This window comes from Rhizobium sp. GN54, from assembly GCF_021026345.1.
GTDB lineage: Bacteria > Pseudomonadota > Alphaproteobacteria > Rhizobiales > Rhizobiaceae > Mycoplana.
Genome location: NZ_JAJNCZ010000010.1, coordinates 25,815 through 38,625, shown reverse-complemented (window position 1 = coordinate 38,625; position 12,811 = coordinate 25,815). Strand labels below are relative to the sequence as shown.

The 12,811-nt window shown below is 60.3% G+C and carries 6 protein-coding genes and 1 pseudogene; 3 read left to right on the top strand and 4 right to left on the bottom strand.

The window, feature by feature from the left end; all coding sequences use genetic code 11:
* Window positions 1–92: 92 nt before the first annotated feature.
* Window positions 93–998, bottom strand: a complete 906-nt coding sequence (locus LQK81_RS21430; RefSeq protein ID WP_230808421.1) for a LysR family transcriptional regulator — start codon at window positions 996–998, stop codon at window positions 93–95.
* A gap of 383 nt (window positions 999–1,381) precedes the next feature.
* On the opposite strand from LQK81_RS21430, the gene LQK81_RS21425 reads away from it, so the two are divergent.
* The 3 genes from LQK81_RS21425 (at window position 1,382) to LQK81_RS21415 (ending at window position 5,931) form a co-directional block, all read left to right on the top strand.
* Window positions 1,382–2,896 carry a sulfatase gene (locus tag LQK81_RS21425; RefSeq protein WP_230808420.1) on the top strand — a complete coding sequence of 505 codons (1,515 nt, stop codon included), beginning with the start codon at window positions 1,382–1,384 and terminating at the stop codon, window positions 2,894–2,896.
* Between the two features lie 82 nt (window positions 2,897–2,978).
* On the top strand, window positions 2,979–4,724 hold the full coding sequence (locus LQK81_RS21420; protein ID WP_230808419.1) for a SulP family inorganic anion transporter: 1,746 nt from the start codon (window positions 2,979–2,981) through the stop codon (window positions 4,722–4,724).
* Between the two features lie 13 nt (window positions 4,725–4,737).
* Window positions 4,738–5,931 (top strand): Gfo/Idh/MocA family protein, encoded by a 1,194-nt coding sequence (locus LQK81_RS21415; RefSeq protein WP_330166571.1) that lies wholly within the window; start codon window positions 4,738–4,740, stop codon window positions 5,929–5,931.
* A gap of 138 nt (window positions 5,932–6,069) precedes the next feature.
* On the opposite strand, the gene LQK81_RS21410 is transcribed toward LQK81_RS21415, so the two are convergent.
* From LQK81_RS21410 to LQK81_RS21400, 3 genes and pseudogenes are all read right to left on the bottom strand, one after another.
* Window positions 6,070–9,225 (bottom strand): hypothetical protein, encoded by a 3,156-nt coding sequence (locus LQK81_RS21410; protein WP_230808418.1) that lies wholly within the window; start codon window positions 9,223–9,225, stop codon window positions 6,070–6,072.
* A gap of 191 nt (window positions 9,226–9,416) precedes the next feature.
* A pseudogene (locus LQK81_RS21405) lies at window positions 9,417–9,689 on the bottom strand (IS6 family transposase); the annotation flags it as partial.
* Window positions 9,690–9,757: 68 nt separating this feature from the next.
* Window positions 9,758–12,694, bottom strand: a complete 2,937-nt coding sequence (locus tag LQK81_RS21400) for a hypothetical protein (protein WP_230808417.1) — start codon at window positions 12,692–12,694, stop codon at window positions 9,758–9,760.
* Window positions 12,695–12,811: the final 117 nt, after the last annotated feature.

Here is a 12,811-nt window from a genome sequence, read left to right as displayed (position 1 = left end):
CTCTCCGTGGGGGGCGAGGATTGGAATTGGATAAAGCAAGGCCGAAGAATGTGCCATTGGCGGTCGGCCAGCGGGGCTTTCCGCTGATACGATTAAACTTGATCATGCAATGCGCCGGTGATCCGTCGCAGTTCCTCGTTCATCGCCTTGACTGCCGGGATACCCAGGGAGCTCTCACGCAAGTAAATGCCGGCTGCCGATCGCGCCAACGAGGGAGAGACCGGCAGCACCCGTAGTCCATCGCGGCTGACGACAGACTGAATCTGGAGCGGCACCTGCATTGCAAGGTTCGAATGCCGGATCAGGTGCAGTCCTGCCGTGAAAGATGTCGTTTGCGCGACGAACCGCGGAAGTCCGAGCTGCTGCTGCGAGAAATAACGCGTCAGTAGCTCGCGGCTGCCCGGCACCTGGCTGTAGCTAACCCAATCCATTTCAGTCAGGTCGGAGGGTGAGAGCACATCCTTGCCGGCGCAGGGCATGTCTTCGGCCAGGGCTACGGCCTGCTCCACCTCAAGGAGCGGAATCACGTGCAGCAGATACTCCGAGGCCAGCGGCTCGATCGTACCGAGGACGAGATCCAGTTCGCCTTCCACCAGCAAGGGTAGGGTCTCGGCGTTGTTGCGTGCGACGAGATCGAGCCGCAGCATCGGAAAGTTCCTTCGGACTGCCGAAAAGGCTTGAGCCACGTAGCGAAGATGAAAGAGCGGTCCAGCCCCGACCCGCAAAGTCTCCATCCCGGCATTCTCCAGAATTCCGATTTCTTCGCTCGCCTGCCGGTATTCCTGCTCAATGCGACTGGCGTGGCGCAGGTAAATTCTTCCCGCTGCTGTCAGCTCCATGCCGCGCGGCTTTCGCTCGAACAGGCCAACACCCAAGCGCTCTTCGAGGGTGACCAGCCGCTTGGTGAGCGCGGGCTGCGTAACGTTGAGCCGCTGCGCCGCCAAGGTGAGATTACCCAGCCGGGCGACAGTGAGAAACGCTGTAAGCTGTCGGTCCATGGGAAATTCCAAAAAGTTATGTATGTGTCGATTTAAAGCAATTTTACATATACCTCGCCCGCTGACAAGGTCTGCCTACAGACTTGAAGGAGGACGACGCTTGCGCACGATTTTTGTCATGCTCGATTTGCCCCGCCGGTTTCCGCTGAGGATTTTGGGTGGCGATACCCTTCCGGATTCAAATGGCCCGACCGGTGCAACGCATGCCTGATCTTCGGCTTATCGCGTCTCCTTGGGAATGGCCGCTTCGGCTATGTGCGGGCCTATCGGCACTCGCTCCCTGAATAGAGCATGACCTTCGATATCGACGACGTGGTTTGTCTCGCGGCGCGTGCCGAGCGGCGCTGAGCCCGATCACTGACCTTCTAAACACGGACCCGATCATGAAAACTGTTTTCGTTCTATTCGACAGCCTCAACCGGCATATGCTGGGATGTTATGGGGGTAGCCGGGTGCCCACGCCGAATTTCGACCGCCTCGCGGCACGAGCCCAGGTGTATGAGAAGCACTATGTCGGCTCGCTGCCCTGCATGCCGGCCCGGCGCGACATGTTGACTGGGCATCTCAGTTTCCTCCATAGGTCCTGGGGACCGCTTGAACCCTTCGACAACGCATTTCCCGAATTGCTTCAGGAAAAAGGTGTCCACAGCCATCTGGTGACTGATCACTATCACTACTGGGAGGATGGCGGGGCGACTTATCACAACCGTTACAACACATTCGAGTTCATTCGCGGACAGGAAAGCGATCCGTGGAAGGCCCTGGTGCAGCCCCCTTGGGAGCGTTTGCGCGAGAAATACCATGCCAATCAGCTTGAACTCATCGACAACGCCCCCAAGCACAGGGCCCATCTGATCAACCGCGAATATATCCGCGAAGAGAAGGACTTCCCGTCGGTTCAGTGCTTCCAGGCAGGCTTTGAGTTTCTCGAGGCCAACCGCGAGGCAGATAACTGGCTGCTTCAGATTGAGACCTTCGATCCGCACGAGCCCTTCTATGCACCCGATCGGTTCAAGGAGCCTTTTGATACGGGCTGGAAGGAAGGGATCCTGGACTGGCCGCGCTATGGCCGGGTCGAGGACCTACCAAAAGAGGCCGACGAGCTGCGTGCCAATTACTATGCGGTGGTGTCTCTTTGCGACGACCTTCTAGGACGGTTGCTCGATGAGTTCGATGCCCATGACATGTGGAAGGACACCGCGCTCGTGGTCACGACCGATCACGGGTTCCTGTTGGGCGAGCATGATTTCTGGGCCAAGAACCGGATGAACATCTATGAGGAAATCGCCCATATTCCGCTGCTCCTGCACGATCCGCGCAATCCCGGCCCGTCTCGGGTCAACCGTTTGACCCAATCGACGGATCTGGCCCCTACCTTCCTGGATTTTTGGGAGATCGAGCCCCCGGTCGAGATGCAAGGCCAGTCCTTGTTGCGCGCAAGGGAGCGTGAGGCTGTGGTCTTTGGCTATTTCGGCGGTGCCATAAACGTGACGGACGGGTGCCGCAGCTATCACCGCTTTCCCGCCGATATCGCCGGGCAGGAGATCAATCAATACACCTTGATGCCCACTCATATCACCTCTCGCTTTTCGACGCAGGAGTTGGAAAAGGCAACGCTTGCACCGCCCTTTGACTGGACCAAGAATGTCCCCCTGTTGAAGGTGCCGGTGACCGAACGTTCGCCGATGTACTACAATTACGGCCCCGGTTGCCTGCTTGAGAACGAGACCAGGCTATATGATCTCGTGGCCGACCCCGGACAGGAGCGCCCGCTGGATAACCCCGCCCTGGAGCGGGAGATGGTGGCGAAGATGCTGCGCCAGATGCGCGCCAATGATGCCCCGCGCGAGGCGTACGACCGGCTGGACTTGTTCACCGAGCCCGAAGACGCACGCTAGCCCAATTCCATCGCAGCGCCACTCCCTCACCTTTCGCGGCAGGTGCGGGAGCCTGCATCCCCGAAGAATTTCGAGAAAGAGCATGATCAAGTGGTCTAGCAAGCCTCACTGGCGGCATTTGGTCGATGTCGGCACCCTGCGCGACGACCTGGTCGCCGCGATTACCGGAGCGGCGATCGTGTTGCCTCAGGCGATTGCCTTTGCCTCGATCGCGGGCCTGCCGCCGACTTACGGCCTCTATTCGGCGATGATCACACCAGTGGTCGCGGCGCTTTGCGGTTCCTCTCGAATCGTGGTTTCGGGCCCGACCACGGCGGTCTCGGCGCTCGTTTTCGTGGCGCTTGCGCCGACATATGTGTCCGGCTCGTCCGAATGGATCGGGGCGGCGCTGGTGCTTACATTGTTGGTGGGGGCTATTCAGCTGGCCATAGGGCTGGCCCGTTTGGGGCGGTTTCTCACCTTCGTGTCGTCGCCTGTCATCAACGGGTTCAGTGCGGGCGCCGCAATCCTGATCGCGATGAGCCAGTTGGGAGACGTGTTGGATGTGGCACTGCCGCATCTGGGTGTCCCCACGGCCTTCTTGTCACAGCTGGTCGTCGCTCTTCCCGCGGCCGCGCCGGGAGCGATTATCGTCGCTGGCGTGACCTTGTCGACAGCACTGATCCTGCGCTTCTACGTACCCGGGTTGCCCGGCCACCTCGTCGCGCTCGGAATTGGAGGCGTGGTGAACTGGGGCTTCGAGCTGGGAACGCGGACCGTCGGGGCGATCCCGTCGATCTTGCCGACGCCATCCGTGCCCAGTATTTCGATGACCAGTTTGATGGCGCTTGCCCAGCCAGCGCTGGCCATTGCGATCGTGGGCTTGATGCAATCGGTTACCGTCGCGAGGCTTTACGCGCATCGCCGGGACGAGACGCTCGATGGCAATCGCGAAATCATCGGACAGGGCCTTTCCAACCTGGTAGGACCGTTCTTCTCAGCCTATGCAGGCTCGGGCTCGCTTACGCGCACCGCAGTCAACCACGAAGCAGGTGCCCGCACGCCGATGGCCGCGGTCTTTGCTTCCTTCGCGCTGATCGCGATCCTGTTCCTTGTCGCGCCACTGTTCAGCGCGTTGCCCATTCCAGCGATGGCGGCGGTTATCATCCTCGTTGCGTGGCGCCAGATCGGCTTCGCCGAGTTCTACCGTCTGGCACGGCAATCGCGGCGCGACGCCTTCACCTTCTTCATCACCTTTGTCGCAGCCATTGCCGTCGGATTGGAGTTTTCGGTTTTCGCGGGGGTGTTGCTCAGTCTTGCTCTGTTTCTCAACGAGTCCATAAATGCCGAGCTTGAACTGACGGTACCCGACCAAAATCGCCCCAACCATTCGTTTCACAACGTGCGCCACGGCGGCCCGGAATGCCCGCAGCTGCTGTTCGGCCGGCTCAACGGGCCGCTCTATTTTGGCGTGGTCGACAAGCTGCGTCAGACCTTACGTCGGATAGAACGCGAACGGCCCGGCCAGAAGAACCTTGTGCTCAAGCTTACCGGGATCGGGCAGCTGGACCTTGCCGGGGCAGAGCTGCTGATCGAGGAAGGTCGCCGCCGTCGCGCCCGAGGAGGGCGATTGCACCTGACCTCGCGCTACGCGCCATTGCTGGACAGGATGAGGCAATACGGCGTGGTAGAGGCCCTCGAAGACGAGAATATCTACAGCCACCGACATGACGCGATTGCGGCCATCGTACCCAACAAACTCGATGCCGATATCTGCGCCGGTTGCAAGGCGCGCATCTTTCACGAATGCCCGCCGCGGTCCGTGCGCCGCGACACCGATTTTCTTTGAAAAGGAGGCCAGAATGATCCACCTTCCTAAAAGCCATGAAGGGTGCACAAAACCAACCGCCCACGACAGCGCAAGCGCACCAATCCCTGTTTTGATGCCCGAGGCCCCGCTCGGCGTAGCGCTGATTGGTACGGGTTTCATGGGCAAGTGCCACGCAATGGCCTGGCGCAATGTCGCGACCGTGTTTGGCGGCGCCCATCCCCGGCTCGAAATTCTTTGCGACACGCCCATCGACAAGGCTGAGGCCTTCGGTGCGCAGTTCGGCTTTGCGCGCGCCACCTCGGACTGGCAGGCGACCGTGCGCGATGCGCGCGTTGATGTCGTCTCGATTACTGCGCCCAACGGCCTGCATCGCCCTATGGCTGAAGCAGCAATTGCGGCCGGCAAGCATGTGTGGCTGGAAAAGCCGATGGCACTCACCTTGGCGGATGCACGTGCAATGGCTGATCTGGCCGCTCAACACCCCGGGCAGATGACCATCCTTGGTTATAACTACCTGCGCTCACCGGCGTTTCAGGCGGCGCGTGCGATGATTGGCGCTGGCGCGATCGGAACACCGCGCGCGTTTCGGGGTGTTTACGACGAAGATTACTCTGCTGACCCGGATCTGCCCTGGTCATGGCGGATGACTCACGAGGCTGGAGGGCTTGGCGCATTGGGAGATCTGGGCTGCCACCTCGTAAGCCACATGATCGCATTGATGGGTCCGGTGGCCGAGCTCACCGCGATGACGCAGATTGCCATTCCCGAGCGCCCAAGTCCCGATGGCCCTCGCCCGGTCGAGAACGAAGATAGTGCGATAGCGCTGCTGCGGTTCGCGAGCGGTGCACACGGAACCTTCGCCACCTCGCGCGTGGCACACGGTCGCAAATGCCGCTTGCAATGGGAAGTTCAAGGCTCTGAGGGTACGCTTGTCTTCGATCAGGAAAACATGAACGAGCTGTGGGTACACAGGATGGGTGAAGCAGGTTTCACACGTCACCTGACCGGCCCCAGTCAACCTGACTTCGCACCGTTCTGCCCTGCTCCGGGGCATAACTTCGGTTTCAACGAGCAAAAAGTCATCGAAGCCCGCGATCTGCTGGCCGCTATCGCGGGCGGCGCGAATGCCGGACCGGATTTCGCTTCGGGTCTCGAGATCGAGCGGGTCATTCACGCTATGGCCGCTTCCGGCGGGACGCGTGTCAAACTGGGAGCCGAGCTGTGATGGCTCTTGTGCCGACAGCGGCGACATCACCGCAGGCGTCATAACGGACCACGATGCCGGCGACGCCTCGCTGAGGCGCAGCCGCTCTCCCCCACGGTCGTGAGGGAGAGCAATCCTCGGCTTTGATCGGCCGGCGACCTACAGGTCGGCCGCGCCAGTAGCCTTCATCGGCTTTTTCAGCGTCTTCTTCACCGCCTTCATCTTGACCGCGTGCACCAGAGCATGCGCCAGATATTTTTCATTCTTGATCTTGACCTGGCTCTTGCCCTTGCCCTTGTCTTCGCGGCGAGACATGAGCAACTTGCAGCCCGCGTGAGCATCTTTCGGTTCCCACACGGCCTTGAGAGCAAGCGCCTTGAGGTTTTTGATCTCTTTCACCTCGATCTGATAGACGCCGCAGAAGACCTTCCAGTCGGTGACCGGAACCAGCCTCTCGGCGGTTGCCGGATCAAGCGTGATCGCGGGGTCGTCGTCATCCGCGTCACCTGCGCCTCCAGCGGTCGGCGTGGCACCGTTCGTCGGCGTGGACATGGGCGCGGGTGTGACCTCGGGATTGCTTGCCCTCAGCGCCGCGACCTTTCCATGCGCGAGTTTCAGGATGGTTTCGGCCGGCATCTCCGGAACCACGCCACCATTGCCCACGAGCTGTTTCGACAATGCGACGGCGCGCTGCTTGGCTTCCTCGATCTTCTTTTCCGCCAGCATCTTCGTGATGGCACGGATCTCGGTTGCCACCAGGGCGGCCAGATCGCCCTTCGGGGCGGAAGCATTCCGTTCCCTCTCCATCCGGTCCATGGTGTCGCGGTTGTAGACCTCGTCCGCCTGCGGGGCGGTTGTCGCACCGCCGCCATTGGCATTGCCGTTACCATTGCCGCGCGTATTTCCGTTGGCGCCTGCGCTGCCACCGCCGGGACCAGGACCCGGGCCGCGATCGCGCGGACCATTCCCGGGATTGCCATCGGCCCCGTTTCCGGCCTTGCCCTTGCGCTCCTTCAAGGCCTTGCTGATGACCATGAGTATGGTCCTCGTGATTTTCTTGACCTCTGCCTCGAACAACGTCTGCAAGTGGGGCTCCTCGCGAGGCCCTCCCAGCAGGAGCGAGGCAAGAGCGCGGGCGGACTGCTGCGCCTGCAAGATATTCCCCGGCACAAGCTCGGTGCGCACCTCCGCCAGCAGGCGATCGATTTCGGAACTTCCCGCTGTGTGGCGGGCGTTCCGGATAAGCGACATAAGCTCGGACTGCTCCGCGCCGGGAGGCGCGACATTGACGCCAGCCCCATTTTCAGCCTGATTGCCACCGGCATTCGTCGCCTGCCTGCGGGTTCCGCCTTCTGCATCGACGGGATCGGCAAGCAACTCGTCGAGATCCTCGGACGTGGAGCGGGACCGCTGGCTATCACTGCCGTCATCACCGGACAAATGTCTGCCAGTGTCGCGGAAGATGTCCAGCGAAACCCGGGAAGCAGCCGAGTTGAAGGTAGATCTCCGATCATCGCCATCGCCGTTGTCGCTGTCGTCGTCATCCGGGCCGGGAGGGTTTCCAGGCCCTGGACCACCCTGCTGCCGCGTCATGGTGCGCGCGATCTGACGGATGTAGTCCTGAAGCTCCTTCAGATTGACACGCGCGGCGTTCTCCGGGGCCGACTCTTCCACAAGAGAGAATGCAAGAGCATCGACGAGTCTGTCGGCAAGGCTATCATCGCCACGGGACATCGTCTCGGCGATTTGCGCCATGTGCTCCTGGATCAGCTCTTCGGCGCTGTCGGGCAGACGGAGAACGAATTCATCGAGAGTGAGGCGACCGCCCTCGCTTCGCCCGTCATTACCGGACATATGTCTGCCAGTGTCGCGGAAGATGTCCAGCGAAACCCGGAAAGCAGCCGAGTTGAGGGTAAATCTCCGATCATCGCCATCGCCGTTGTCGCTGTCGTCGCCATCCGGACCGGGAGGGTTTCCAGGCCCTGGAGCACCCTGCTGCGGCATCATGTTGCGCGCGATCTGACGGATATAATCCTCAAGCTCGCGGAAGTCGACACCGGCGTTCTCCGGAGCCGATTCTTGCGTGAGAAAAAACGCAAGGGTGCTGATGCGGGCTTCCGCCAGGCCGTTGTCGGCCGGCGGCATCATCGCCTCGGCAATTTGCGCCATGTGGTCCTGGATCAGCTCATCGGCGCTGTCGGGCAGGCGGAGAACAAAATCGCTCAGACTGAGGGGTTCGCCGCCACCGTGGCGCTCCTCATCACCCTCTTCGGAATTGTCGTCACCATCCAGGCTCAACCATTCATTCATGTCGACGGAGTCATCATCGCCGTCATTTCCACCACCTGGAGGACCTCCCGAACCACCGTTGTCGCCGCCATCACCGGCATTGCCACCGCCGCCATTGCCCGGACCGCCATTGCGGCCCTCGTCGTTGTCATTGCCGCCGCCGCCGTTACCGAGATTACCATCCCCTCCTTCGCTGCGGTTATCGTCGTCGTCCCCGCCGTCAGTGTTCTCAGCCTGAGCGGCAAGCCGGTTGTCGGGGATGAAGCCTCCCTTGATCAGCTCGTCGATAAATTCCTCCGGCGTGCCGAGGTAGAACAGGGCCTGTAAAGCTTTCTGAGCGAGGCTCAGGACCTCCCTCCATTCCGGCTTCTTTTTGTAATCATCCATGAAGCGCTGGATGGGGATGGGATTGTCGGAACCAAACAGCTTCGACGCCGCAGCGGCGTCGTACATCGCATCTCTTGCGATGAGCCCATCCTGCTCCAGCCGCTGGATCAGCTCTGCCAAATTCAGTTTGATGCCTTCCCGCCTGATCAGATCTTCGCCCGTGGCACGGACCTCTTCGGTCAAGCCAAGCCGGGTGTATTCCGCAATGAACAGGTCCCGGCGGGCAAGGAGACGGATATCATCCGGACGGCCGCCATTGCTCAGGTGAAGCGCCCAAAAGTCCTTGGACATCCAGAATTCATCGAACAGCGGCTGCGATTCCACCATATTTTCGATTTCGTTTCTGGCCTTGATCAGCGCAGTGTCCCATTTGTTCTGATCAAAAGGCCTTGTAGTATAAGCTAGGACAATTTCCTGCCTTGTTGTCCCCCGAATATTTATAGGATTTCTTTGGCTTGCAATGAACTTGTCATGAATATGCTTACGGCTTTTTCCAGAATAATATGCTTCAAGGAATCGAAAGCTTTCGTCAATCTTGGCGTCCCGCAGATGACGCTTGAGAGCGTCCCACATCTTTCTGTAGGTACTGAACATATCCCGAACCTGGCTGGGATATTTCTTTGCGCCGAACTGTTTCATAGCCGATTGGTCCTTCTTCGATACACAGGCTGCCGTCCCACCCTTCGCCATGGCGTTCGGGGTCGATGCTGAGTACCGGAAAGAGGGGCTCCAGGTTCATTGAACCTGGAGAAAACGTCGGAATGCCCGCTTTGGCCGGAGACATCGCTTGTGCCGTTGGCCCCTGTTTTCGGCTTCCAGTCTGCTTGCCGAAAGCCGTCCTGATCCACGGCGCGCCACAGCCAGTGCTTCTTGCCCCGGACCGAAATGACCGCGTCATTGCGGTGTCACTTGTCACCGAGACGGCCGGATGAGCGGCGGCGGATCTCGTTGGCAAAAGTACGGCCAAATTTCTCCCCCCACAGCCGGACGGCCTGAGGCGAGACAATGATGCCACGCGCCGCCAACAGATCCTCGACCATCCGCAGGCGCATGGGAACGCGGAAATAGAGCCACACTGCGTGGGCGATAGTGTCGACGCTCAAGCTGAAGCAAAGCCGCTCTCCCCACGGTCGCGGGGGAGAGCAATCCTCGGCTTTGATCGGCCGGCGGCCTACAGGTCGGCCGCGCCAGTAGCCTTCATCGGCTTTTTCAGCGTCTTCTTCACCGCCTTCATCTTGACCGCGTGCACCAGAGCCTGGGCAAGATATTTTTCATTCTTGATCTTGACCTGGCTCTTGCCCTTGCTCTTGCCCTTGTCTTCGCGGCGGGAGATGAGCAGCTTGCAGCCTGCGTGAGCGTCCTTCGGTTCCCACACGGCCTTGAGAGCAAGCGCCTTGATGGCTTTGATCTCGCTCACCTCGATCTGGTAGACGCCGCAGAAGACCTTCCAGTCGGTGACCGGAACCAGCCTCTCGGCGATTTCCGGATCAAGCGTGATCACGGGCTCGTCGTCGTCCCCGTCATCTGCGCCTCCAGCGGTCGGCATGGCACCGTTCGTCGGCGTGGACGTGGGTGCGGGCGTGACCTCGGGATTGCTTGCCCTCAGCGCTGCGACCTTTCCATGCGCGAGTTTCAGGATGGTTTCGGCCGGCATCTCCGGAACCACGCCGCCATTGCCCACGAGCTGTTTCGACAATGCGACAGCGCGCTGCTTGGCTTCCTCGATCTTCTTTTCGGCCAGCATCTTCGTGATTGCACGGATATCGGTTGCCACCAAGGCGGCCAGATCGCCCTTCGGGGCGGAAGCATTCCGTTCCCTCTCCATCCGGTCCATGGTGTCACGGTTGTAGACGTCGTCCGCCTGCGGGGCGGTTGTCGCACCACCGCCATTGGCATTGCCGTTGCCGCGCGTATTTCCGTTGGCGCCTGCGCTGCCCCCGTCGGGACCAGGACCCGGACCACGATCGCGCGGACCGTCACCGGGGTTGCCACCGGCCCCGTTTCCAGCCTTGCCCTTGCGCTCCTTCAAGGCCCTGCTGATTTCCGCAAGGATGGTAATCGTGACCTTTCGAACCTCTTCCGCGAACCATGTCTGCAAGTGAGGTTCCTTGCGAGGCCCTCCCAGCAGGAGCGAGGCAAGGGTCCGGGCAAACTGCTGGGCATGCGGTATATTTCCGGCCACCAGCGCATTGCGCACTTGCTGCATCAGTCGATCGATTTCGGAACTTCCCGCTATATGGCGGGCGTTCTTGATAAGAGTGAGCAGCTCCGACTGTTGGACACCGGAAGGCTTGGCATTGCCGGAACCACCATTTCCGGGCTGACCTTCACCCTGATGTCCACCGGCATTCGTCGCCTCCCTGCGGTTTCCATCTTCGGAATCTGGGGCATCAACGGAATCGGCCAGGAAATCGTCGAGTTCCTCGGAGGGAGAGCGGGACTGCCGGCTATCATCATCCACTTCATCATCACTGGACACGGTGCTGCCGGCGTCACGGAAGCTGTCGAGAGGATCGCTATAGTCCGAGGAGTCGAAACTTGAGCGATCGTCGCCGCCATCCGACCTGTGGCTTCGAACGTCCCGGAAGCTGGCCAGCGGATCGCTGAAGTAAGACGAATCGAAGCTGGAGCGGCGGCTATCATCATCATCGTCGTCATCAGGTCCGGGACCATTTCCGGGCGCGGTCCGGGCGGCCTGCCGCGCCCTGTTGCGTGCGATCTGTTGAATGTAATCACGCAGTTCCTGGAGCGGTGCCAGGGCCGCATCGGCTGGTGCCGACGCCTCGACGAGAGATCGTACCAGCGCATCGATATTGGTATCGGCGAGCGGGTCATCGTTCTGCGTCATCGCCCATGCAATGTCACCCATGCGGGCTTCGATCAGCCCGTCCACGTGGTTCGGCAACCGCAGGACGAAGTCATCGAGGGTGAGGCGACCGCCCTCGCTTCGCCCGTCATCATCTTCGGTTTCTTCCTGCCCGTCGTTACCGTCGGAACTGTCACCACCATCCAGGCTCAGCCATTCATCCATCTCGAGGGAGAGATGGGAGTCGGTGTCGCGGAAGGTGCTCTGCCGGCCTGCTGCGCCGTTCTGTCGCGCTCCGCCTCCGGGACCGTTTGCCCGCGCCCTGTTCGACCCGATGTGATGGAGGTATTCGCTCAGCAGAGCGCTGATAATCGTGGCCCCATCGCTCAGATCCGCCTGCTCTATCATCTCCTCGGCAAGCATCGTGGCCAGTTCCCGGGCGAGGCCATCATCACCGGTCGCGATGGAGTCCGCTATTTGATCCAGGACGGCGTCAATGTGGGCGTCGGCGCCTTGGGGCAGGCGCAGCAGAAAGTCATCGATCGTCAGGTTGTCGGTCGGCTCTTTTGGTTGCATAAAGCCTTCGTTCAACAACTCGTCGATGAATTCTTCCGGGCTGCCGTTAATCCCTGCCGCCGCCATACAACGGGTCGCGTCTGCCAGAATCTCGGCCAGCTTCCAATTCTTGTAGGCATATTTCTGCATAAACTCCTGGAGCGGCAGGACATTTGTAGAATTGAAATGTTTGGCCGCGGCATCGGGATTGTAGATATTCTTTTCCCTGATGAGACCCTGTGCCACCAGACGCTGCTGCAACTCCTTGGGCGTCCAGGTCTTGCCCTCCACGGCCAGAAGTTCGTTGGCCTTGCCGAGGGAAATCTTGTTCCAGCCATGTTGCTCGAAGCTTGAGACAAAATCATCCAGCTCGGTCTGGTTGCGGATGTCGTCATCGGTGCCACCACTGGCCAAGTGGTAGTTCCAGAAATTGTCCGACTCCCAGAACGTCCTGAGCTGGTCCTGAGAATCCAGCATATCTTCGATTTCATTGCGGGCTTCGACCAACGCGGCATCCCAATCCGCCTGCACGAAGGGATCGGCAAACGCGGCATTGGTCAGCTTCAGCACCAGGGCGTGCGAGATATTGATCTGGTCCTGAGAACCTTCAGGGATGAACTGATTATAGATTTCCTGCCGGCCCATGCCGGTATAGACCGCTTCCAGAAAGAGGAAACTGTCCTTCATGGAGTCATAAAGGATGGAGCCCCGGAACGCGTTCCACAGCCCCCTGTCCATGGCGTACATGTCTCTCGCCTTGTCAGGATATCGTCTGTTGCCGAACTGTTTCATTGCCGACTGGTCCCTTTCGATACACAGGCTGCCTGATCCACCCTTCGCCATGGCGTTCGGGGTCGATGCTGA